The following is a 20,794-nucleotide window of genomic DNA, read 5'->3' on the forward strand; positions in this document are numbered from 1 at the left end:
GCGGCCTCTACCTCAACGACCCCACCGCCTGGCCCTCAGACCCCCGACGTTTCAACGGAGAGCAGCACTAGCGAGGGAAGCGCCCCGAAGGGCCAGCACCGATCGGGGACCTGGGGGACTCGGACGCCTCGTCGTGCGAGAGGCTCCACAGGGATTGCTGGTTGTCCGAAGGGAGCCGGCGATCTTCGACCTAACGATCTTGTCCGAAGGCGGCGTTACCGTCACATTCGTGACCTTCACCCTGTCCTCCCCGGCGCAGGAAGCAGTCGCGCCGGAGGCTCGGTCAGCCAGCCGGGCCGCCCAGGCTTTCCCCCTGATTTCCCCCAAGACAGGGGGAAATCAGGGCCCAACTGACGCCTATGAAGCAGGAGGCCCATCGATGCGCGAGCCGTTGACCTGCACGAACGCGAACAGTAGGGATCTTGCGAAGCACGTTCAGCGTGTACTACGACATCTGAGTCCGACCGAGCGCTGACCGTCCCTGGTCGGCGACAGCAGTCCCCGACGAGTCCCCACGGGCCGCCAGCACAGCACCGACGGCGGCCCGTGCGGACTCGTCGCTGTCCGGCCATCGCCACGCACCTCGTCGTCGTGCCGCAGGAGCGGCGTCAGCACCTCTTGCTCCGTGCGCTGGTGGCCGCCTTCCTCGCTCACTGCGGTTCCCCGTATGTCGAGGATCCGCCGTAGGTTCCGTCCCTGGGTCGGACCGACGAGGCGAGCACGGGAGGGGGCGCCCCCATGGCACACGTCCGAGGCTTCGACCATGTCGGCATCACCGTCGCGGACCTCGACACGGCGTCGGCGTTCTTCGTCGGGCTGGGTCTCGAGGTCGCGGGCCGGATGTTCGTCGAGGGTGAGTTCCTGGACACCGTCTGCGGCATCCCCGACTCCCGCACCGAGATCTGCATGCTGCGGCCGCCCGGCGGAGAGACCGGGCTGGAGCTGTCGAGCTTCGTCCGGCCCGATCACGAGCCGGGATCGCCCGCCGCCATGGCCAACGAACTGGGGCTGCGCAACGTGGCCTTCCTGGTCGACGACCTCGAGGCGGCCGTCGACCGACTGGCCACGGACGGCTACGGCCTGGTCGGCGGGATCGGAGAGTACGAACACATCTGGCGCATGGCCTACATGCGCGGACCGGAGGGGATCATCGTGTCCCTGGCCGAGCGGATCGGCTGACGCCGCCGTCGTCGAGGCCCGCTCCGCTGAACCAGCGGCCGTTCTCCGAGAAGAAGCAGGAGCACCCATGACCAGCACGGAACTGGCCGACGGATTCGTCCGCCGCGTCGGCGTCCTCGGCGGCGGGCGCATGGGCGCCGGCATCGCGCACGCGTTCCTCGTCCGGGGTGCGACGGTCGTGGTCGTCGAACGCGACGAGGAGGCCGCGGACGGCGCCCGCGCGCGCGTCGCCGCCTCCGTCGAGACCTCCGTCGAGCGCGGCGCGGTCACCCGGAGCGCGCAGGAGGTCCTCGGGGGCCTCACCACCGCGGTCGACCACGGCGCCTTCGCCGGCTGCGACCTCGTGGTCGAGGCGGTCCCCGAGGACATGGCCCTCAAGGCGACGGCCTTGGCGCGGGTCGAGGCGCAGCTGCACCCGGACGCGTACCTCGCGACCAACACCTCCGCGCTGTCGGTGAGCGAGCTGGCCACCTCGCTCACGCGGCCGGAGCGGTTCCTCGGCCTGCACTTCTTCAATCCGGTGCCGGCCTCGAAGCTCATCGAGGTCGTCCTCGGCGAGAGGACCTCCGACGAGACCGTCGCCGCCGCCCGTCGGTGGGTGCAGGCGCTGGGGAAGACCGCCGTCGTCGTCCGGGACTCCCCCGGCTTCGCCTCCTCCCGGCTGGGGGTCGCGATCGCGCTCGAGGCCATGCGCATGGTCGAGGAGGGTGTCGCCGCCCCCGAGGACATCGACAACGCCATGGTCCTGGGCTACCAGCACCCGGTCGGGCCGCTGCGCACGACCGACCTGGTGGGTCTCGACGTGCGCCTCGGCATCGCCGAGCACCTGCACGCGACGCTCGGCGAGCGCTTCGCCCCGCCGCAGATCCTGCGCGACAAGGTGGCGGCCGGCGAGCTCGGCCGCAAGGCGGGCCGGGGCTTCTACGACTGGCGGTGACGGCCGGGGGATCCCCCCGGTGCCGCTCAGCAGCAGCGGCTGACCGGACGGCTCTCCAGCGCGTCGGCCCGGCGCCGCTCGAACTCCCGCCGGCTGACCGGCGGGTGCCCGTGCGTGGCGCACTGCCGCAGGTACTCGTCCCAGCGGGCCTCACCGCTCCACTCCCGCAGGTACCAGCGCACCCCGCGGCCGGCGCGCAGGACCGCCTCGCGGACGTCGCCGCCGGTCACCCTCGGCCGCCCTCGGTGGTCCCGGCGCCCACGAGCCGCTCGTGCTCGGCGATCGCCCGCTTCTCCTCCGCGGTGGCGAACAGGCCCGCGGGCTCCACGAGCTGCGAGGGCACGGCCGGCTCCTCCGTCGTCGGCAGCGAGCCGCCGGCCCGGATCGCCCGGACGATGACGACCACGGCGTTGACCACGACGACGACGACGAGCAGGGCGAAGAAGGACTGCAGGACGCCGTTGAGCGTGGAGTTGAAGATGACCTGGTCCATCTGCCCCGGGTCCTGCGCCGGCGGCAGCACCTCCCCGGCCGCCCGCGCGTCGCGGTACCGCTGCGCCTGCGCGAAGTAGCCGATCGCGGGGACGTCGGAGAAGACCTTCTGCCAGCTCGCCGTCATGGTGACGACGAGGTCCCAGACGAGCGGCACGCCGGTCACCCAGGCCCAGCGCAGCTTGCCGTGCTTGATCAGCAGCACGGTCACGAGGGTCAGCGCGATGGCGGCGAGCAGCTGGTTGGCGATGCCGAACAGCGGGAACAGTTGGTTGACGCCACCCAGCGGGTCGGTCACCCCGATGTAGAGCACCGAGCCCCACAGGAGGACGACGACGGCGCTGGCGATGATGTTGCCCGGCCGCCACGACAGGTCGCCGAACTTCTTCCAGACGTTGCCGATCGTGTCCTGCAGCATGAAGCGGCCCACCCGGGTGCCGGCGTCGACGGCGGTGAGGATGAACAGCGCCTCGAACATGATCGCGAAGTGGTACCAGAACGCCTGCAGGCCGCCACCGAACGCGGTGCTGAAAATCTCGGAGATCCCGACCGCGAGCGTGGGGGCGCCACCGGTGCGGGACACGAGACTCGGCTCCTGGACTGCCGCCGACGCGGCCGCGAGGTCCTGGGCGGTGGTGTCGAAGCCGAAGCCCTGGACGAAGGTCGCGGCCGACTCGACCGTACCGCCGGTGGCCCCCGCGGGGCTGTTCATCGCGTAGTAGAGACCCTGGTCGATGACACAGGCGGCGATCAGCGCGCTGATGGCGACGAAGGACTCCATGAGCATGCCGCCGTAGCCGATGAGCCGGACCTGGCTCTCCTTGGCCACCATCTTCGGCGTCGTGCCCGAGGAGATCAGCGCGTGGAAGCCGGACAGCGCCCCGCAGGCGATGGTGATGAATACGAAGGGGAACAGCGATCCGGCGAAGACCGGGCCGGTGCCCTCGCGGGCGAAGTCGGTGATCGCCTCGGCCTGCAGCACCGGCCGCGCGATGAGCAGGCTCAGCGCCAGCAGCACGATGACGCCGATCTTCATGAACGTCGACAGGTAGTCCCGCGGGGTGAGCAGCAGCCACACCGGCAGCACCGAGGCGACGAACCCGTAGACGACCAGCGCGAGGACCAGCCACTCCTTGGACAGCGTGAGGGCCTCGGCGAGACCGGTGTCCTGGATCCAGCCGCCCCCGACGATCGCGAGCAGCAGCAGGACCACGCCGATGCCGGTGGCCTCCAGCACCCTGCCCGGCCGGATCCGGCGGAGGTAGATGCCCATGAAGAGCGCGATCGGGATGGTCAGCGCGATGGAGAAGACACCCCAGGGGGACTCCGCCAGGGCGTTCACCACGATGAGGGCGAGCACGGCGAGGATGATGATCATGATGGCGAACACGGCGATGAGCGCCGCGACGCCGCCGATGATGCCGATCTCCTCCCGGACCATCTGGCCCAGGCTCTTCCCGTTGCGGCGCATCGAGAAGAACATGACCGTCAGGTCCTGGACGGCGCCGGCGAAGATGACACCGACGACGATCCAGATCGTTCCCGGCAGGTAGCCCATCTGGGCCGCGAGCACCGGTCCGACCAGCGGCCCGGCGCCGGCGATGGCCGCGAAGTGGTGACCGAAGAGCACCCGCCGGTCGGTGACGTCGAAGTCGATGCCGTTGTGCAGCCGCTCGGCGGGGGTGGCGCGCCGGTCGTCGGCACGGAGCACCGTGTAGGTGATGTACCGGGCGTAGAAGCGGTACGCGATCGCGTAGGAGCACAGCGCCGCGAAGAGGATCCACAGCGCCGACACCGACTCACCGCGCGACAGGGCCAGCACCGTCCAGGCGACGGCGCCCACCGCGGCCACCGCCGCCCAGACGATCACGGAGCGCACCGACATCCGGCGCAGTGATCCCGGGGGGCGCGCGGGCCCACCGGTGTCGTCCTGGGTCACGGTCGTGGACATGAGCGCCTCCGAACACACCGCGGCGTCTTCGTCCGACGCCCTCAGCGGAAGCATAGGGAGCGGAACGCACATCGACGGATCGGCCGACCCCGCGCCGCCGCCCAGGCCAGGCGGCCGGTGTCGGTGAGAGGGAGTAGAACCGCCGCATGCCCCGCGTCGCCGTCCTCGACGACTTCCAGTCGGTCGCCGCCCGCTTCACCGACTGGTCGCTGGTGCCGGCGCCCGTCGACGTCACCGCGTTCCCCGACCACCTCGACGACGAGGACGCGCTGGCCGAGCGGCTCGCGCCGTTCGACGTCGTCGTGGCCATGCGCGAGCGGACGCCGTTCCCGCGCAGCCTGCTCGAGCGGCTCCCGGAGCTGCGGCTGCTGGTCACGACCGGCCGTCGCAACGCCTCGATCGACGTCGCCGCCGCGGCCGACCGGGGGGTCACCGTCTGCGGGACGGCGTCGCACCCGACCGGTCCGGTCGAGCTCACCTGGGCGCTGATCCTGGCCGTCGCCCGCCACCTCCCGCAGGAGGACGCCTCGGTCCGCGCCGGCGGCTGGCAGGAGACCGTCGGCACGGACCTGGCCGGGGGCACCCTCGGCGTCGTCGGCCTCGGCCGGCTGGGCGAACGGGTGGCGACGATCGGTCGGGCGTTCGGCATGGACGTCGTCGCCTGGAGCCAGAACCTCACCGACGAGCGGGCCGCCGAGGTCGGCGTCCGCAGGGTCGGGAAGGACGAGCTGTTCGCGACGGCCGACGTGGTCACCGTCCACCTCGTGCTCTCCGACCGCACCCGTGGGCTCGTCGGCCGCGACGCGCTGGCCCGGATGATGGCCTCGGCGATCCTGGTGAACACCTCGCGCGGCCCGATCGTCGACGAGACGGCGCTGCTCGACGCGCTGGCCGCCGGCACGATCGCCGGCGCCGGGATCGACGTCTTCGACCGGGAGCCGCTGCCCCGCCACCACCCTCTCCGCAGCGCCCCGAGGACCGTCCTCACGCCACACCTCGGCTACGTCACCGAGCGGACCTACGAGGTCTTCTTCCGCGAGGCCGTCGAGGACGTCGCCGCCTTCGTCGCCGGGACCCCGATCCGGGTCCTGAGCTGACCGGACGGCCTCAGACCTCGGCCGGCGCCGTGGGCAGGACGACGATGCCGTCGTTGTCGGCGCACAACCACGCGCCCTCGCGGAACTCGACGCCCGCGAAGACGACCGGCCGGCCCGCCTGACCCGAGTGCAGCCCGCGCTCGCTCCGGCGCGGGAAGGAGCCCAGCGCGCGGATCCCGACCGGCTGCTCGGCCAGTTCGTCGACGTCAGGCACGTAGCCGTGGACCACCAGCCCGGCCCAGCCGTTGGTCGCCGCAGCGACCGCGAGGTTCCCGCCGACCAGCCCGCAGCGGGGTGACCCGCCGCCGTCGACCACGAGCACCCGGCCGTCGCCGGGGCCCTCGACCGCCTGCTTGACCAAGGTGTTGTCCTCGAACACCTTCAGCGTCGTGATCGGGCCGCTGAACGCGACGGTGCCGCCGAACACCCGGAACACGGGGTCGCAGACCTGGATCTCGGGGTGGGCGTCACAGAGGTCGGTGGTGGCAGGAGTCGGCACGGCGGGGCTCGCTCTCGGGAGGAGGAATCAGTTCATCAGGGAGGTTGCCCCGACCCGTCCGCCCGACTCCTTCAAGGTGATGCGCTGGACGACCGCGTCGGTGAACTCATCGGTGGAGGCCGTGCCGCCGAGGTCGCGGGTGCTCACCCCGCCCTGCACGGCCGCCCGGACGCCGTCCTCGACCCGGACGGCCGCGTCGGCCGCCCGCTCGTCCCCGAACCGGGTGCCCAGCCAGTCGAGGAGCATCCCCGACGACAGGATCATCGCGATCGGGTTGGCCAGGCCCCGGCCGGCGATGTCCGGGGCCGAGCCGTGCGCGGCCTGCGCCATGCACCTGTCGTCCGAGGCGTTGACCGACGGCGCGATGCCCAGCGAGCCGGCCAGCTCGCCTGCCATGTCGGAGAGGATGTCGCCGAACATGTTCTCGGCGACGAGGACGTCGAAGTCCGCGGCGCGGCGGAGCAGGTGCACGGTCATCGCGTCGATGTGGAAGTCGTCCACGGCGATGTCCGGGTAGCTCTCCGCGACCTCGAGGCAGACCCGCTTGAACAGCCCGGAGCTCAACTGCAGGACGTTCGCCTTGTGGACGATGGTGAGCTTCTTCCGCCGGCGCCCGGCCAGCTCGAACGCCGCGCGGGCGACCCGCTCGATCGCCGGCCGGGTGAAGACGCCCATGGCGATGGCGACGTCGGCGGTGGGCATGTACTCGCCCGTCCCGGCGAAGGTGTTGCGGTCGGCGTAGAAGCCCTCGGTGTTCTCCCGGACGATGACCAGGTCGGTGTCGGGGGCGATCGCCTTCCCGCTCCCGAAGCCGCGGGCCGGACGGACGTTCGCGTACAGGTCGAAGTGCTTGCGGATGGCACCGCTGGGGTTCAGCTGGGACCGGAACGGCTCGGGGTAGGCGGCGCTGTCGTGCGGGCCGAGCAGCCAGCCGTCCAGGTCGGCGAGGGCCTCCATCGTGGTGGCTGGGATGGCGCTGCCGTGTTCCTCGATGGCCGAGGCCCCCAGCGGCAGCTCGTGCCAGTCGACTGGAGCAGCGCCTGCCGCCGCGAGGGCGGCGTCGACCACCCGGACCGACGCGGGGACGATCTCGGGTCCGATGCCATCACCCAGCAGGACGCCGAGGCGGTAGGGGCGGGCCGTCATGTCTCTCCTCACGGGTCGACTCACTCGGATGCCGGCGCCTGGAGGGAGGGCTCGTCCAGGACCCACCAGGTCCGGACGTTCGCGAACTCGCGGATGCCGGCCGCGGCCAGCTCCCGCCCGTACCCGCTGGCCTGGGTGCCGCCGAAGGGCATCCGGACGTCGGAGGCGACGACGGCGTTGACGAACACCGCGCCCGACCGGATCCGCCGGGCCACCGCGATCCCCCGCTCCGGATCGCCGGTCCACACGCTGGCGCCCAGGCCGAAGCGGGTGTCGTTGGCGACCCGGACAGCCTCGTCGTCGCCGTCGACGACGATCACCGTGGCGACGGGACCGAAGATCTCCTGGTCGTAGGCGAGCTGTCCGGGTGCGACGTCGGTGAGGACGGTCGGCGCGTAGAAGTTGCCCGGTCCCTCCAGCCGATGGCCACCGGCCAGCAGCCGGGCACCGGCCGCGACGGACGCCTCCACCTGCCGGTGCACGCCCTCCAGCAGGTCCTCCCTGGCCATCGGGCCGACGTCGGTGGCCGCGGACTCGGGGTCCCCCACGGTCAGCGCCGCGACCTCAGCGACCAGCAACCGGGTGAACTCCTCGGCGACCGAGGAGTCGACCACGAACCGCTTGGGCGAGATGCAGCTCTGCCCCGCGTTGAGGAACCGGCCCCGGGCGGCCATGGCCGCCACCCGCGGCAGGTCGGCGTCAGCGAGGACGACGAAGGGGTCGGACCCGCCCAGCTCCAGCACCGACTTCTTGATGGCGTCACCCGCGGCGGAGCCGACGGCCCGGCCGGCCCGCTCGCTCCCGGTGATGGTCACCGCACCGACGCGGGCGTCCCCGATGAGCCGTCGGGTGACCGCGGGGACATCCGGCTCGGCCACGACCAGCGCGGTGAAGAGCCCCTCCGGGGCGCCGGCGTCCACCAGCACCCGCTGCACGGCCAGCGCACACCCGGTGGTGTTCGGCGAGTGCTTGAGCAGGGCTGCGTTGCCGGCCATGAGCGCCGGAGCCGCGAAGCGGAGCACCTGCCACAGCGGGAAGTTCCACGGCATGACCGCGAGCACGACACCGACCGGCTCGTAGCCGATCCAGCTGCGGTCCGCCGAGGTGTCCACCGGCTCGTCGGCGAGGAAGCCGGCCGCGTGCTCGGCGTAGTAGTCGCACGCGGTGGCGCACTTCTCCACCTCGGCGCGGGCCTCGGCCAGGGGCTTGCCCATCTCGCGGGTGACCAGCAGGGCCAGGTCCTCGAGGTCGGCCCGCAGCACCTCGGCCGCGCGCCGGAGGACCGCGGACCGCTCGTCGAAGGACCGCGCGGCCCAGGAGGTCTGCACGTCGGCCGCCCGGTCGAGCGCCGCATCGACGTCGGCGTCGGCGAAGGCCGGGTACGCGGCGAGCCGCTCGCCCGTGGCGGGGTTCAGGGTGACGACGGTGCTCATGCCGGGGTCGCCCCGCGGTCGCTGGCGGAGAGGTGCTCGAACGTCTCGCCGGTGGCGGTGATGGTGCGGGTGACGTCGCGGCCGCCGTAGACCCAGTAGATGGTCATCGAGCCCTCGCCGCGGTTGCGGAAGCAGTGCGGAACGCCGGCCGGCACCCAGGTGGCCTGCCCGGCGACCAGGTCGAACTCGTCCTCGCCGACGACGGCGGTGGCCTCGCCCTCGTAGACGAGGACCGACTCCTCGACGTTGTGCGAGTGCAGCGGGATGCCGGTGCCCGGGGAGAACACGGTCATCCCCGTGGTGACCTGGTTGCCCTCGCAGTTCCACTTCCCGACGAAGGGGATCGTGGCGACGCCGTTCCCGCGGTCGAACCGCTCGATCTCCTCCGGGCGGAGGACCATCGACGGAGCGGTGGGCTGGTTGCTCATGCGGACTCCTCGGACGTGTGGGTGTGGAGCAGCTCGCCGGGCGTGTTCACCTGGCCGCCGGGGACCAGCACCTGCTCGGCGACCTGCCGCCACCGGGTGAAGTGCTGGGACGCCTTGTGCGCGGTGAAGGCGTCCGCGTCGGTGTAGAGCTCGTAGAGGACGAAGCGGTTCTCATCGCCCTGGACCGAGCACACGTCGAACCGGAGGCAGCCGGGTTCGTCCCGGACCGACGCCTCGGCGTTCGCGGCCATGCCGGCGAGGAACTGCTCGCGCAGTCCCGGCCGCACCTCCATCTGGACCACCAGGCTGAACATCGTCGTCTCCTCCGTTGGTGTGGGTGGATGTATCCGCTACTGTATACAGCAACGCATACCGATAAAGCGAGGGCTCGACATGACACAGCAGCGGATCCCGGCAGCATCCCTCCGGACTTTCGGCACCCAGGTCCTCGTCGCTCTCGGCGTCCCCGAGGCCGACGGCGCCCTGGTGAGCGACAGCCTCGTGCAGGCCGACCTCTGGGGCCACCAGTCGCACGGCTTCCTGCGGCTGCCCTGGTACGCCGCGCGACTGCGCTCCGGCGCCATGCGCGCGGTCACCGACGCCGCCGTCCTCTCCGACACCGGGCCGCTGGTGCTGCTCGACGGCCGGGACGGGATCGGGCAGGTGCTCACCGACCAGGCGCGCCGGCTGGCGGGCGAGCGGGCGCGGCGCCACGGCGTGGGCGTCGTCGGCGTGCGCAACTCCAACCACTTCGGCACGGCCATGTACTTCACGCGCAGGGCGGCGCGCGAAGGTCTGGTCGCCGTCCTCACGACCAACGCGAGTCCCGCGATGGCGCCCTGGGGCGGCCGGGAGAAGGTGCTCGGCACCAACCCGTGGTCGATCGCGGCGCCCGGGCCGGACGGCCGCGTCATCGCCGTGGACATCGCGAACACCGCGGTGGCCCGTGGCAAGATCTACCTCGCCAAGAACCGCGGCGAACCCATCCCGGAGACCTGGGCACTGACCGCAGACGGCGCGCCGACCACCGACGCGGCGGAGGGGGTGCTCGGGGTGATCCTGCCGATGGCCGGGCACAAGGGCTACGCGATCACCTTCCTGATGGACGTGCTGTCCGGCGCGCTGACCGGCAGCGCCGTGGCCACCGGGGTGCACGGCCCGTACGAGGCCGACCAGCGCAGCGGGTGCGGCCACCTGTTCCTCGCGCTCGACCCCGATGCCTTCGGGGACCGCGCCGGGTACGAGGACCGCGTGCGGCAGCTGATCGACGAGGTGCGGTCCGTGCCCCTCGCCCAGGGGTTCGACGAGGTCTTCTACCCCGGCGAGGTGGAGGACCGCGCCGAGGCGGCGAACGTGGCGGCCGGTGGGGTGGTCCTCGCCGAGCAGTCGCTGTCTGGCCTCCGCACCCTGGGCGCGGAGGCCGGCGTGCCGTTCCCGGCGGGCGAGGCGCGATGACCGCCGGCCCCGAGGGCGCCGGGACCGCCACCGACCTCAGCAAGGCCGACCTCGTCCACCGCCGGCTCAAGGAGGAGATCGAGCTCGGCGAGCTGGCACCCGGCACGCCGTTGTCCGAGCTGTGGCTCGTCGAGCGCACGGGTGCCTCCCGGACGCCGGTCCGCGAGGCGCTGCGCCGGCTGGCGGTCGAGGGTCTGGTCGACCTGGTGCCCCGGCAGGGAGCGCGGGTCTCCCGGGTGTCGCTGCAGAGCGTCCGGGACCTGTTCGACTTCCGCTCGCTGCTGGAGCCGGCCGCCATGCGCCAGGCGACCGAGGCCGCCGCGGCCGATCCGGAGCTGCGCCGCGCGTTCACCGTGCTGCGCGCGGAGTTCGCGCGGATCCAGCGCCGCGCGCCCTCGCAGGCCCGCTCCCGCGCCTTCTACGACGTGGCCGACCGGTTCGACTGGGCCATCATCGGCGCCACCCGCAACGAGCACCTGCGCCGCACCATCGCCGAGCTGCGACCGCACACCGCGCGGCTGCGCAACCTCTCGCACGTGGACCCGCAGCGCGTGGACGTCTCCGTCGCCGAGCACCTGGAGATGTGCGACGCGCTGCTGGCCGGTGACGCCGACGCGGCGGCGGCCGCGATCGCCGAGCACCTGACCCAGAGCCTGCGGACGATCTTCCGCAACCTCGCCCGCGGCCCCGGCGAGGGCCTCGACCTGCTCGGCTGAGGAAGGACCTCCTGCAGACGGCAGGCCTCAGTAGGAGGCCTTCACCGCCAGGACCGGGCAGTGCGCGTCGAGCAGGATGCGCTGGGCCTGGCTGCCGGTGATCAGCTTGCCCGTCGGGGTGCGCCGGCGCAGCCCGATGACGAGCAGGCTGGCCTTGACCCGGTCGGCGATCTCCACCAGCTCGTCTGACGCGTCGTGGCGGCCGAGCTGCTGGGCGATCTCGTACACGACACCGGACTCGTCCAGCCTCGCCCGGACCGCCGCGAGCGCGTCCTCGGAGGCGAACCGGCTGTCGACGAGCGAGTCGCCGCGCGAGGTGTTGACGACGTGCAGCGGCTCCTGGCGCAGGCCGGCCTCGCTGATGCCGGCGGCCAGTGCGGCCTCGCCCTCGGGGGTGGGGACGTAACCCACGACGATGGTCATGCGGGCAGCCTCACGTACCCCGCCCGGCACGTCAGCATTACGGCGCTAACGGACGTTTCGGTCGTTGCGTGCACGTCCCCGCGGGGTGAAGCGGCGCTCCGGCCGGCCGGCCGTCCCGTACTTCTGCCGGACGTCGGCCTCCTGCTGCGCGACCAGCTGCTCCAGGTACCGCCGGGCGCTCACCCGCGCCAGCCCGGTCCGCTCGCTGCACTCGGTCGCCGACAGGCCGTCGGGCCCGGCGGCCGCGAGCGTCTCGCGCACCAGTTGCAGCGTCTCCGCGGCGATCCCCTTGGGTGGCGGCGCGGGCCGCTCGACCCTGCTGCGCGCGAGCCCGAACACCCGGTCGACGTCGACCTGGCCGGCCTCCTGGAGCTCGCCGAGGTCGTCCCGCAGGGCGGCGTAGTCCCGCAGCCGCGCCTCGAACGTCGCCCGGTCGAACGGCTTGATCAGGTAGTGCAGCACGCCGCCGTGGAAGGCGCTGCGGATGCTCTCGACGTCCCGGGCGGCGCTGATGACTATGACGTCGACCGGCGACCCGGCGGCACGCAGCCGGCGCAAGATCTCCAGGCCGGTCATGTCGGGCAGGTAGACGTCCAGCAGCACGAGGTCGGGGCGCAGCCGGTCGATCTCCGCGAGCGCCTGGGTGCCGTTGGACGCGGTCCCGACCACCTCGAAGCCGTCGAGCGCCGACACGAACCCGGCGTGCACCTTCGCGACCATGAAGTCGTCGTCGACGATGAGGACGCCGATCATGCGTCCACCAGCGCCCCGTCGACGGTCTCGTCGTCGGCCGGGAGCCGCGCGGTGAAGACCGAGCCGCCGGCCGACGTCGCCGTCACCTCGCCGCCCCGGCGGGTGCAGACCAGGTGCACGAGCGACAGCCCGATCCCCCGCTCCCCCGACGCGGGACCGCCCTTGGTCGAGACGCCCCGGCGGAAGATCTCCCGTTCCATGCCGGCCGGGACGCCGGGACCGGAGTCCCGCACGACCACGTCGACCTCGCCGTCGACGATCCCGAGTCCGACCTCGACCCACCGCTGCGGCGCGGTGGAGGCCGCGTCCATCGCGTTGTCGACCAGGTTGCCCACGACGGTCGCCACGTCGGTGCTCAGCCCGTCTCCGAGTGCCGGCAGCGCGGAGTCGGGTGAGATGCGCAGGTCGACGCCCAGCTCCGCGGCCTGGCTGGCCTTCGCGATCAGCAGCGCGGCGATCGAGGGGTCACGGACCACCTCCGCGACGGCCTGGCCGAACTCCGAGCGGCTGGAGCTCACCCGGTGGACGAAGCGCACGGCCTCGTCGGCCTCGCCCAGTTCGATGAGGCCGGCGATGGTGTGCAGCCGGTTGTCGAACTCGTGCGCCTGGGCGCGCAGGGTGTCGGTGACGTGCCGGGTGAGGTCGAGCTCGCGGCGGAGCTCCAGCAGCTCGGTGCGGTCGCGCAGGGTGGTGACCGAGCCGATCGGCCGCCCCCGGCTGGCGATGGGCAACCGGTTCAGCACCAGGACCCGCCCTTCGCTGGCCACCGCGCGGTCACGCTCCACGTCCGAGGACAGCAGCACGTCGCGCAGCTCCTCCCCCACCCCGAGGTCGGTCAGGGTGCGGCCGAGGGCGTCCCCCGGCGTGCGCAGCAACCGGATCGCCTCGTCGTTGATCAGCGTGACCCGGCCCTGCAGGTCCAGCCCCACCACTCCCTCGCGGATGCCGTGCAGCATGGCGTCCCGGTGCTCCACCAGGTCGGCGATCTCCGGCGGCTCCAGGCCCAGCGTCTGCCGCTTCACCCGCCGGGCGACCAGCAGCGACCCGCCGAAGCCGATCACGCTGGCCACCCCCAGGTAGGTCAGCAGGTTCGGGGTCGCGGACGCCAGCCCGTCCATGATCGACGGGTAGGGCCGCTGCACCGACACGAACCCGAGGATCTGCCCGTCGCTCGCGTAGACCGGCGCCATCGCCCCGGCGGCCGGATCCCCGTCCAGGGGACGCTCCCCCGTCCACGACCGGCCGGTCAGCACGGTGCTGTCCCCGACGTCGAAGCGGGCGCCGAGCTCCTCCGGGTCCGCGGTCGCGAGCACGGTCCGGTCGGCGCCGGCGACGACGACCGAGGCCGAGCCGGAGTTGCTGCGGGCGACCTCGGCGGCCACCCGCAGGTAGCGGATCTCGCCGGCCGCCATCGCCTCCCGGGTGGCCTGCGCGTTGGCGAGAGTCTCCGCCACGACCAGCGCACGGCGCCCCTCGACCTCCTGCGCGCCCCGGGTCGACTGGGCCACGGTGACGGCGCAGACGCCGACGAGGACGACGCAGATGATGACCACCTGCAGGGCCAGCAGCTGGCCGGCCAGCGAGAGCCGCCGGGTCACTGTGCACTCCTGTTCGACGGGGGTGGAGGTGGGCCAGTCCAGCACGCCGGCCACCGCACCGGGCGCGTGGACACAACGACCACAAAGCCCATTGCGCACGCAAGGGTGACACGGACCACAGGGGTCGCCATCTTTCCTTCAACCGGCGGGAACCCGCTGGACTCACAGGAGGAACCCAGATGCGCACTGCTTCCCTGCGGAGGCTGACCGTCGGCGCCGTCGCCGCCGGCCTCGTGCTCACCGGCTGCGGCACCACGGCCGAGGGCGGCTCGGCCGCCGGCGGCGGGGCCGCGGACGGTCCGATCAGCGGTCTCCGGGTGATGGTCCCCAACTCCCCGGGCAGCGGTTACGACACCACCGCGCGGGCGTGGGCCCAGGTGCTCGAGGACGAGGGTCTCGCCGAGTCGATGGAGGTGTTCAACCTCGAGGGGGCCGGTGGCACCGTCGGTCTGCAGCGCCTCGTCAACGAGAAGGGCAACGCCGAGCTGCTCATGCAGATGGGCCTCGGCGTCGTCGGCGCGCAGTACAGCAACCAGTCCGAGGCGACGCTGGACCAGACCACCCCGATCGCCAAGCTGATCGAGGAGGCTGAGGCGATCGTCGTGCCGGCGAGCTCCCCGTTCCAGACCATGGACGACCTGGTCACCGCGTGGAAGGCCGACCCGGGCAACACGCCCGTGGGCGGCGCGTCCAACCCGGGCGGTCCCGACCACCTGACGCCGATGCTGCTGGCGGAGGCGGTCGACGTCACGCCGTCCGACGTCAACTACGTCGCCTATGACGGCGGCGGCGAGCTGCTCGCCGGCATCCTCGGCGGGGACATCGCCTTCGCCGCCACCGGCATCGGCGAGGTCACCGAGTCGGCCGCCTCCGGCGACGTGCGCATCCTCGCGGTGACCACCGAGGAGCCCGTCGAGGGCGTCGACGCACCGACCCTCACCGAGGAGGGCATCGACCTCGTCTTCACCAACTGGCGGGGCATCGTGGCCGCCCCGGACATCACCGAGGAGGAGACGCAGCGCCTCATCGACGCGATCACCGAGATGCACGGCAGCGAGGCGTGGCAGCAGATCCTCACCGACCAGGGCTGGGCGGACGCCTTCGTCACCGGCGACGAGTACGCCAGCTTCCTGAACGAGGAGAGCGCGCGCGTCGAGTCCGTGCTGAGCGGACTGGGGCTGGCGTGAGCACTGCCCCCACGGGCAGCAGCACCGAGGAGCAGGGCCGCTCGGAGTACGGGGTGGCCCTGTTCCTCGGGGCGCTCGGCCTCCTCCTCGTCGTCTCTGCGCTGCTGCTCCCCGAGAGCCGGATCGCCCGCGGTCCGGTCGGCCCCGGGGCGGTGCCCATCGTCGTGGGCGGCCTGCTCCTGGTCGTGAGCGTCTTCCTGGCCCTCGACGTCCGGCGCGGCGGCCGCGGTGAGCCCGAGGGCGGCGAGGACATCGAGCTCGGCGGCGGCACCGACTGGCGCACCGTCGCCCTCCTCGCGGTCGCCTTCCTCTCGAACGCGCTCCTGATCGGGCCCCTCGGCTGGCCGCTCTCGGGCGCCATCCTCTTCTGGGGCTGCGCGTTCGCCCTCGGCAGCCGGCACTACGTGCGCGACGTCGCCATCGCCCTCGTCCTCGGCGTGGGCTCCTGGTACCTGTTCGTCCTCGGCCTGAACATCAGCCTGCCGGTGGGCATCCTGGAGGGGATCCTCTGATGGACGCGTTCTCCAGCCTGGCTGAGGGCTTCGCCACGGCCCTGACGCCGAACAACCTGATGTTCGCGCTGCTCGGCGTCCTGCTGGGCACCGCCATCGGCGTCCTCCCCGGCATCGGCCCGGCGATGACCGTGGCGCTGCTCCTCCCCCTCACCCGCGGGCTCGACGTCACCACCGCGCTGATCATGTTCGCCGGCATCTACTACGGGGGCATGTACGGCGGCTCGACGACGTCGATCCTGCTCAACACCCCGGGCGAGAGCGCCTCGGTCGTGACCGCGATCGAGGGCAACAAGATGGCCCGGGCCGGCCGGGCCGCCCAGGCCCTCGCCACGGCGGCGATCGGCTCGTTCGTGGCCGGCACCATCGCGACCCTCGCCCTGGCGCTCGTGGCCCCGACCGTCGCCGACCTCGCCGTCGAGATCTCCCCGGCCGACCGGTTCGCCGTGATGGTGCTCGCGTTCATCGCGGTGACCTCCGTGCTCGGCAGCTCGCGGGTGCGCGGCCTGGCGTCGCTGGGGCTCGGCCTGGCGATCGGGCTCATCGGCATCGACGCCACGTCCGGCCAGCAGCGGCTGACCTTCGGCATCGCGGAGCTCGCCGACGGCATCGACGTCGTCGTCGTGGCGGTCGGCCTCTTCGCCGTCGGTGAGGCGCTCTGGACGGCGGCGCACCTGCGCCGGCGCCCGATCGAGGTCATCCCGGTCGGCAACCCGCGGATGAGCCGCTCGGACTGGGGCCGGTCCTGGAAGCCCTGGCTGCGCGGCACCGTGATCGGCTTCCCGTTCGGTGCGATCCCGGCCGGCGGGGCGGAGATCCCGACCTTCCTCTCCTACGTCACGGAGAAGAAGCTGTCCAAGCACCCGGAGGAGTTCGGCAAGGGCGCCATCGAGGGCGTCGCCGGCCCGGAGGCGACGAACAACGCCTCGGCCGCCGGCGGCCTGGTGCCGCTGCTGACCCTCGGCATCCCGACCACGGCGACCGCGGCGGTCATGCTGGCGGCGATCTCCAGCTACGGGATCCAGCCCGGCCCCCGGCTGTTCGCCACCGAACCGGAGCTCGTCTGGGGCCTCATCGCCAGCCTGTTCATCGGCAACACCGCGCTGCTGGTGCTGAACCTGCCGCTGGCGCCGTTGTGGGCGCGGCTGCTGCGGATCCCGCGCACGTACCTGTACGCGGGCATCCTGTTCTTCGCCAGCCTCGGGGCGTACGCGGCGAATGCGAACACCTTCGACCTGTTCCTGCTGCTGGTCATCGGTGCGCTGGGCTTCATGATGCGGCGCTTCGGGCTCCCGCTCCTGCCGGCGATCATCGGCGTGATCCTCGGCCCGTTCGCCGAGGAGGAACTGCGCCAGGCGCTGCAGCTCAGCAACGGCAGGGTCGGTGGGCTGTTCGAGCCGTTCTCGATCGTCGTCTACGTCATCGTCGCGCTGATCCTGCTCTGGCCGCTGGTCCGCCGGTTCCTGCCGCGCAAGGCCACCGTCCCGGTGCTGGCCGAGGCGGCCCACGAGATCGAGGAGGCCCACCACCACCACGGGCTGACCAGCGCGATCTCGGTCGAGCGGCACGTGCCGACCGGCGGTGCGCCGGACCAGGGGGCGGATCTCTCCGCTCCGCGCGGACCCGACGACGGCCGGCCCGTGGACCCCGACCGGCGCGACCGCTGAGCCGCGGCGGAGGAGGAGGGCGTGGACACACCCCTCCTCCTCCGCCGCGTTGCGGTCGGTCCAGGTCAGCCGGCGAGCACGGCACCGAGCCGGTCGACCGCGGCGCGCTCGGCGTCGTGGACGGCCGCCAGCTGCTCGCTCAGGTCGGCGAGGACGGCGGTGAGCCGCGCGCCGTCCAGCGGCGGCGCGTCGGCGTGCTCGGCCCGCAGCCGCCACAGCTCCTCCGCGGCCGCGGCACGGTCCGCGGCGCCGGCGTCGCCCTCGGCGACCGCGCCGGTCACCGTCGCCGTCAGCTCCCGCAGCCGGGCCACCGCCGGGACGTCGTCCGGCAGCGCGGTGTCCGCGAGGGTGTGCCAGCGGTCCGCGATCTCCCGCCACCGGGGTGCCTCAGCGGCCAGCGCCGGCTCCTCGACGACCGCGGCGGCCTTCTCCAGCCCGTCGGCGAACAGGCCGCGCAGGTGGCCGCCGTCCGTGCCGGCCGGCTCCACGGCCTCCCACACGCCGGCCAGCGCGCGGAGCAGGCCTCGCCCGTCGGCGAACACCGTCGGCCACCCCTTCGCGGCACGCGGGTCGACGAGCAACCGCGACCACTTCCGCCAGGCGGGCAGCGCGAAGGAGGTCGAGGTGCCGCCGAGCTGGTCGACGGTGGCCCGCAGCCCGGTGAGCACGGCCTCCCGCAGCCGGTCGGCGGGCACGGCGGTGCCAATGGAGCCGACGACGAGCATCGCGTTGCGGTAGCTGCCGACCCGGGCGCGGGCCCGGTCGAGGTCGCCGGCCGGCACGGTCAGCGGCGCGAGCGTGCGGTCGTCGACGTGGACCCGGCGACCGGGGCCCGTGCCGGAGGCGGCGTAGGCGACGACCGGGTGGCCACCTCCGCCGTCGAGGAAGGCCGGCAGGTGCCAGTAACCGACCTGGTGGCGGTCCGGCCAGACGATCGCCGGGTCGCCGGCGTCCAGCGCCGACGCCAGCGCCCGCGCGGCACCCACGGCGCCGCCGGTGCGCGACCACCTGGCGTCCAGCCCCAGCCGGTCGACCGTCGTGGCCAGCCGCCGGTCGAAGTACTGCCAGGAGTGGGTGAACCCCAGGGTGACCACGCGGCCGTCCTGGGCGTCGAACTCCCACAGGATGTAGCCGGCACCGGGACCGCCCCCGACGACGAACAGCAGCGGCTCGGTCAGCGGCCCGGCGGGGCCGGCGACGCCGCGGTGGGCGAGCACGTTTGCCAGCGCGGCGGTGTCCGGGTCGGTGCCACCGCGCAGCGTCCACCCGGCGTCCACGACCGGGGCACCACCGGCGGCGGCGCCGAGCACGTGCGCCCGGGCGACGGCGTACCGCTCGCCGGTGCGGGCCATCCGCGCGCGCACGCGCGCCTTGAGCTGCTTGCCACTGGTCACGATTGAGCCCTTCCGGCTGCGCGCGCGGCGACCGGTTCCACGCACGGTCCACCGCCGCAGCCGTGGTGTCCCAGCCGTCGACGTCCGAGGGCCGTGCCGCCCCTCGAGGCTCCCGCAGTCCCCTTTGCCCCGCGTCGCCGGCCCGCGTGGAGAGCCGGTCTGGGGTTGGGCGTGAGGTCCGCCCGCGGCACAACCTAGCCCTTTGACGACATTTCTTGTCAGGAGAGCAGGCTCGGCCCGTGCGGGCCGTCGACGTGATCAGCGATCCGGGGGCCGCCGCGGTCGCGCTGGACCCGGTCCGCGCCGGCTCCTCGCCGAGCTCCGCGCGCCGGCGTCCGCCGCGGCGCTGGCCGAGCGGGTGGGCCTGAGCCGGCAGAGGGTCAACTACCACCTGCGCCGGCTCGAGGACCACGGGCTCGTCGAGGTGGCCGACACCCGGCGCTGGGGTGGCCTGACCGAACGGCTGCTGGTCGCCTCCGCCGCCGGCTATCTGGTGTCACCCGGTGCGCTCGGCGACGCGGCCGCCGACCACACGGCCAGGACGCGCCGGACGGCCGGTGGCAGCGTGTCCTGCTCAACGTGCACCCCGTCCCCGCCGACGTCCCCGTCGCCTCCCCACCCAGGAGCCATCGTGACCCGCTACGACCCCGACGAGCCGACCGCCCGCGTCTCCGCCCACGAGGTCGAGGTGCCCGGCGACGGCCGGCCGGGGAGCCGTCAGCCCCCGCCGAGGGCCCGCCGCATCAGGACCCGGGTGAGGGCGACGCCGTCCAGGTCCACCGTCTCCTCGGCGACCTGACGGAAGCCGGCCCGCTCGAACACCGGGACGGCGCGCCAGGAGGCGTGGGTGACCAGCTCCGCGAGGCCGGCGCCGGCCGCCGCCGTCGCGACGGCGTCGAGCAGGAGGAGGGCGACGCCGCGTCCACCGTGCCGGGGATCGACGAAGAGCTGGTCGACCTCACCCTCCTGCAGGGCGCCGACCGGGTGCAGCGCGACACTGGCGAAGCCGGCGACGTCCTCCCCGGCGGCCGCCACGAAGGTCGTCGTGGCGGTGACCAGCCTCCGGTGGCCCTCCGGCGTCCGCCGGGCGACCCACGCCTCCCGCTGGCGCTCGTCGTAGTGGGTGGCCGCCGAGCGCCGGATCGCGTCCAGGCTCAGCGCGTAGAGGGCGTCGGCGTCCCCGATCCGGGCCCGGCGGACGACCACGGGAGGCACCTCGCCATGGTGCCCCCCGAGGCACCGCTCAGGGTCGGCCACCCGGGACGGATCAGGGCCGGTTCCGGGTGTTCCCTCATGGTCCGGCGGACCCGCGGTCGGCACGCTCATGGCATGACATCGACACCGCACCCCGCTCCCCACTCCGTCACCGCCGGGCAGCAGCAGCCCCCGCTCCCCTACCGGCAGCTGCGCCGCAGCCGCAGCGAGAAGATGCTCGGCGGCGTCTGCGGCGGACTCGGTGAGTACAGCGGCCTCGACCCGGTCCTCTGGCGCGTCGCCATGGTCGCGCTCACCGTCGCCGGCGGCGCCGGCGTGATCGTGTACCTGCTGCTGTGGGTGCTGATGCCGCCCGCACCGGCCGACCCGGCCCGGCCCGACACCCGGCTCGACCAGGCCGTCGACAGCCTCCACGAGAAGCTCACCGGCCCCCGTTCCACGCCCCCCGCCGCCTGACGGCGAGGATGCGGACCTCTGGATGCGGCCCCCGACCTCCCCGAGGTCGGGGGCCGCGGTGCGTCAGAGACGGGTGACGCCCTGACGCACCCGCCATGACGCGGCCCGCCAGCACCCGCCGGGCCGCCGAACCGGCAGGCGCCCACCCGGGGCCGCCGCACTCCCCGCGTCATCCCGGTGCCTCCGGGCCCTCTTCAGGGAGTGGTCCCAGCAGGCCGAGACGAGGCCTGATCGACGAGGGACCGTCACCCCACCG

General features: G+C 73.3%; 23 protein-coding genes. 11 read left to right on the top strand and 12 right to left on the bottom strand.

Annotation, left to right across the window (positions count from 1 at the left end):
• The first annotated feature begins 738 nt into the window (after positions 1-738).
• Together HK417_RS13955 and HK417_RS13960 are read left to right on the top strand one after the other, a co-directional pair.
• Positions 739-1,179, top strand: coding sequence for a VOC family protein (locus HK417_RS13955; RefSeq protein ID WP_222267444.1), 441 nt, complete (start codon positions 739-741; stop codon positions 1,177-1,179).
• 67 nt (positions 1,180-1,246) lie between these two features.
• Positions 1,247-2,116, top strand: a complete 870-nt coding sequence (locus tag HK417_RS13960; protein ID WP_222267446.1) for a 3-hydroxyacyl-CoA dehydrogenase family protein — start codon at positions 1,247-1,249, stop codon at positions 2,114-2,116.
• A gap of 26 nt (positions 2,117-2,142) precedes the next feature.
• Here HK417_RS13960 and HK417_RS13965 read toward each other — a convergent pair whose 3' ends face one another.
• Together HK417_RS13965 and HK417_RS13970 are read right to left on the bottom strand one after the other, a co-directional pair.
• Positions 2,143-2,346: a YbdD/YjiX family protein gene (locus HK417_RS13965; protein ID WP_222267448.1), complete on the bottom strand. Its 204-nt coding sequence runs from the start codon at positions 2,344-2,346 to the stop codon at positions 2,143-2,145.
• Positions 2,343-4,559, bottom strand: a complete 2,217-nt coding sequence (locus HK417_RS13970) for a carbon starvation CstA family protein (RefSeq protein WP_222267449.1) — start codon at positions 4,557-4,559, stop codon at positions 2,343-2,345. Before HK417_RS13970 ends, HK417_RS13965 begins: the two co-directional genes overlap by 4 nt.
• Before the next feature lie 146 nt (positions 4,560-4,705).
• On the opposite strand from HK417_RS13970, the gene HK417_RS13975 reads away from it, so the two are divergent.
• Complete coding sequence (locus tag HK417_RS13975; protein WP_222267452.1) at positions 4,706-5,656, top strand: D-2-hydroxyacid dehydrogenase family protein; 951 nt, start codon at positions 4,706-4,708, stop codon at positions 5,654-5,656.
• A gap of 10 nt (positions 5,657-5,666) precedes the next feature.
• On the opposite strand, the gene rraA is transcribed toward HK417_RS13975, so the two are convergent.
• Genes rraA through HK417_RS14000 form a run of 5 tightly spaced genes read right to left on the bottom strand, consistent with a single transcriptional unit; the run spans position 5,667 to position 9,476 of the window.
• The gene (gene rraA, locus HK417_RS13980) at positions 5,667-6,155 is read right to left on the bottom strand and encodes a ribonuclease E activity regulator RraA (RefSeq protein ID WP_222267454.1); all 489 of its coding nucleotides are present in this window, start codon (positions 6,153-6,155) and stop codon (positions 5,667-5,669) included.
• Positions 6,156-6,182: 27 nt separating this feature from the next.
• On the bottom strand, positions 6,183-7,301 hold the full coding sequence (locus HK417_RS13985) for an isocitrate/isopropylmalate dehydrogenase family protein (RefSeq protein WP_222267456.1): 1,119 nt from the start codon (positions 7,299-7,301) through the stop codon (positions 6,183-6,185).
• 20 nt (positions 7,302-7,321) lie between these two features.
• Positions 7,322-8,734, bottom strand: a complete 1,413-nt coding sequence (locus HK417_RS13990) for an NAD-dependent succinate-semialdehyde dehydrogenase (RefSeq protein WP_222267458.1) — start codon at positions 8,732-8,734, stop codon at positions 7,322-7,324.
• Positions 8,731-9,162, bottom strand: a complete 432-nt coding sequence (locus tag HK417_RS13995; RefSeq protein WP_222267460.1) for a cupin domain-containing protein — start codon at positions 9,160-9,162, stop codon at positions 8,731-8,733. The genes HK417_RS13990 and HK417_RS13995 overlap by 4 nt, the downstream gene beginning before the upstream one ends.
• A complete protein-coding gene (locus HK417_RS14000) occupies positions 9,159-9,476 on the bottom strand; it encodes a putative quinol monooxygenase (RefSeq protein ID WP_222267462.1) in 318 nt (105 codons plus the stop codon). The genes HK417_RS13995 and HK417_RS14000 overlap by 4 nt, the downstream gene beginning before the upstream one ends.
• 79 nt (positions 9,477-9,555) lie before the next feature.
• Between HK417_RS14000 and HK417_RS14005 the strand changes: the two genes are divergently transcribed.
• On the top strand, positions 9,556-10,617 hold the full coding sequence (locus HK417_RS14005) for an Ldh family oxidoreductase (protein WP_222267464.1): 1,062 nt from the start codon (positions 9,556-9,558) through the stop codon (positions 10,615-10,617).
• Positions 10,614-11,333, top strand: coding sequence for a GntR family transcriptional regulator (locus HK417_RS14010; RefSeq protein WP_222267466.1), 720 nt, complete (start codon positions 10,614-10,616; stop codon positions 11,331-11,333). Before HK417_RS14005 ends, HK417_RS14010 begins: the two co-directional genes overlap by 4 nt.
• Positions 11,334-11,360: 27 nt before the next feature.
• On the opposite strand, the gene HK417_RS14015 is transcribed toward HK417_RS14010, so the two are convergent.
• The 3 genes from HK417_RS14015 to HK417_RS14025 are packed head-to-tail and all read right to left on the bottom strand — an operon-like array spanning position 11,361 to position 14,107.
• A complete protein-coding gene (locus HK417_RS14015) occupies positions 11,361-11,756 on the bottom strand; it encodes a universal stress protein (protein ID WP_222267468.1) in 396 nt (131 codons plus the stop codon).
• A 45-nt stretch (positions 11,757-11,801) separates the two neighbouring features.
• Positions 11,802-12,509 carry a response regulator gene (locus tag HK417_RS14020; protein WP_222267470.1) on the bottom strand — a complete coding sequence of 236 codons (708 nt, stop codon included), beginning with the start codon at positions 12,507-12,509 and terminating at the stop codon, positions 11,802-11,804.
• Complete coding sequence (locus HK417_RS14025; RefSeq protein ID WP_222267472.1) at positions 12,506-14,107, bottom strand: sensor histidine kinase; 1,602 nt, start codon at positions 14,105-14,107, stop codon at positions 12,506-12,508. Before HK417_RS14025 ends, HK417_RS14020 begins: the two co-directional genes overlap by 4 nt.
• Positions 14,108-14,286: 179 nt before the next feature.
• Between HK417_RS14025 and HK417_RS14030 the strand changes: the two genes are divergently transcribed.
• Genes HK417_RS14030 through HK417_RS14040 form a run of 3 tightly spaced genes read left to right on the top strand, consistent with a single transcriptional unit; the run spans position 14,287 to position 17,473 of the window.
• The gene (locus tag HK417_RS14030; RefSeq protein WP_222267473.1) at positions 14,287-15,294 is read left to right on the top strand and encodes a Bug family tripartite tricarboxylate transporter substrate binding protein; all 1,008 of its coding nucleotides are present in this window, start codon (positions 14,287-14,289) and stop codon (positions 15,292-15,294) included.
• Positions 15,291-15,806 (top strand): tripartite tricarboxylate transporter TctB family protein, encoded by a 516-nt coding sequence (locus HK417_RS14035; protein WP_222267475.1) that lies wholly within the window; start codon positions 15,291-15,293, stop codon positions 15,804-15,806. Before HK417_RS14030 ends, HK417_RS14035 begins: the two co-directional genes overlap by 4 nt.
• On the top strand, positions 15,806-17,473 hold the full coding sequence (locus HK417_RS14040) for a tripartite tricarboxylate transporter permease (protein ID WP_261326679.1): 1,668 nt from the start codon (positions 15,806-15,808) through the stop codon (positions 17,471-17,473). Before HK417_RS14035 ends, HK417_RS14040 begins: the two co-directional genes overlap by 1 nt.
• Before the next feature lie 65 nt (positions 17,474-17,538).
• Here HK417_RS14040 and HK417_RS14045 read toward each other — a convergent pair whose 3' ends face one another.
• Positions 17,539-18,867, bottom strand: a complete 1,329-nt coding sequence (locus HK417_RS14045) for a BtrH N-terminal domain-containing protein (protein ID WP_222267477.1) — start codon at positions 18,865-18,867, stop codon at positions 17,539-17,541.
• Positions 18,868-19,106: 239 nt separating this feature from the next.
• Here HK417_RS14045 and HK417_RS26485 point away from each other — a divergent pair, with 239 nt between their 5' ends.
• Positions 19,107-19,235 (top strand): hypothetical protein, encoded by a 129-nt coding sequence (locus HK417_RS26485; protein ID WP_308123576.1) that lies wholly within the window; start codon positions 19,107-19,109, stop codon positions 19,233-19,235.
• A complete protein-coding gene (locus tag HK417_RS14050; protein ID WP_308123577.1) occupies positions 19,226-19,666 on the top strand; it encodes a winged helix-turn-helix domain-containing protein in 441 nt (146 codons plus the stop codon). The genes HK417_RS26485 and HK417_RS14050 overlap by 10 nt, the downstream gene beginning before the upstream one ends.
• On the opposite strand, the gene HK417_RS14055 is transcribed toward HK417_RS14050, so the two are convergent.
• On the bottom strand, positions 19,585-20,082 hold the full coding sequence (locus HK417_RS14055; protein WP_222267481.1) for a GNAT family N-acetyltransferase: 498 nt from the start codon (positions 20,080-20,082) through the stop codon (positions 19,585-19,587). The two genes, HK417_RS14050 and HK417_RS14055, sit on opposite strands and share 82 nt — an antisense overlap.
• 114 nt (positions 20,083-20,196) lie before the next feature.
• Here HK417_RS14055 and HK417_RS14060 point away from each other — a divergent pair, with 114 nt between their 5' ends.
• The gene (locus tag HK417_RS14060; RefSeq protein ID WP_222267483.1) at positions 20,197-20,538 is read left to right on the top strand and encodes a PspC domain-containing protein; all 342 of its coding nucleotides are present in this window, start codon (positions 20,197-20,199) and stop codon (positions 20,536-20,538) included.
• The last annotated feature ends 256 nt before the right edge of the window (positions 20,539-20,794 follow it).

This window comes from Modestobacter marinus (assembly GCF_019799945.1).
Taxonomy (GTDB): Bacteria; Actinomycetota; Actinomycetes; order Mycobacteriales; family Geodermatophilaceae; genus Modestobacter; species Modestobacter marinus_B.

What these genes read in the sequence shown, in the direction of transcription:
- HK417_RS13955 (WP_222267444.1), top strand. Translation starts at nt 739, where the DNA reads ATGGCACACGTCCGAGGCTTCGACCATGTCGGCATCACCGTCGCGGAC.
- HK417_RS13960 (WP_222267446.1), top strand. Translation starts at nt 1,247, where the DNA reads ATGACCAGCACGGAACTGGCCGACGGATTCGTCCGCCGCGTCGGCGTC.
- HK417_RS13970 (WP_222267449.1), bottom strand. Translation starts at nt 4,559, where the DNA reads ATGTCCACGACCGTGACCCAGGACGACACCGGTGGGCCCGCGCGCCCC.
- HK417_RS13975 (WP_222267452.1), top strand. Translation starts at nt 4,706, where the DNA reads ATGCCCCGCGTCGCCGTCCTCGACGACTTCCAGTCGGTCGCCGCCCGC.
- HK417_RS13985 (WP_222267456.1), bottom strand. Translation starts at nt 7,301, where the DNA reads ATGACGGCCCGCCCCTACCGCCTCGGCGTCCTGCTGGGTGATGGCATC.
- HK417_RS13990 (WP_222267458.1), bottom strand. Translation starts at nt 8,734, where the DNA reads ATGAGCACCGTCGTCACCCTGAACCCCGCCACGGGCGAGCGGCTCGCC.
- HK417_RS13995 (WP_222267460.1), bottom strand. Translation starts at nt 9,162, where the DNA reads ATGAGCAACCAGCCCACCGCTCCGTCGATGGTCCTCCGCCCGGAGGAG.
- HK417_RS14000 (WP_222267462.1), bottom strand. Translation starts at nt 9,476, where the DNA reads ATGTTCAGCCTGGTGGTCCAGATGGAGGTGCGGCCGGGACTGCGCGAG.
- HK417_RS14005 (WP_222267464.1), top strand. Translation starts at nt 9,556, where the DNA reads ATGACACAGCAGCGGATCCCGGCAGCATCCCTCCGGACTTTCGGCACC.
- HK417_RS14010 (WP_222267466.1), top strand. Translation starts at nt 10,614, where the DNA reads ATGACCGCCGGCCCCGAGGGCGCCGGGACCGCCACCGACCTCAGCAAG.
- HK417_RS14015 (WP_222267468.1), bottom strand. Translation starts at nt 11,756, where the DNA reads ATGACCATCGTCGTGGGTTACGTCCCCACCCCCGAGGGCGAGGCCGCA.
- HK417_RS14020 (WP_222267470.1), bottom strand. Translation starts at nt 12,509, where the DNA reads ATGATCGGCGTCCTCATCGTCGACGACGACTTCATGGTCGCGAAGGTG.
- HK417_RS14030 (WP_222267473.1), top strand. Translation starts at nt 14,287, where the DNA reads ATGCGCACTGCTTCCCTGCGGAGGCTGACCGTCGGCGCCGTCGCCGCC.
- HK417_RS14040 (WP_261326679.1), top strand. Translation starts at nt 15,806, where the DNA reads ATGGACGCGTTCTCCAGCCTGGCTGAGGGCTTCGCCACGGCCCTGACG.
- HK417_RS14060 (WP_222267483.1), top strand. Translation starts at nt 20,197, where the DNA reads ATGACATCGACACCGCACCCCGCTCCCCACTCCGTCACCGCCGGGCAG.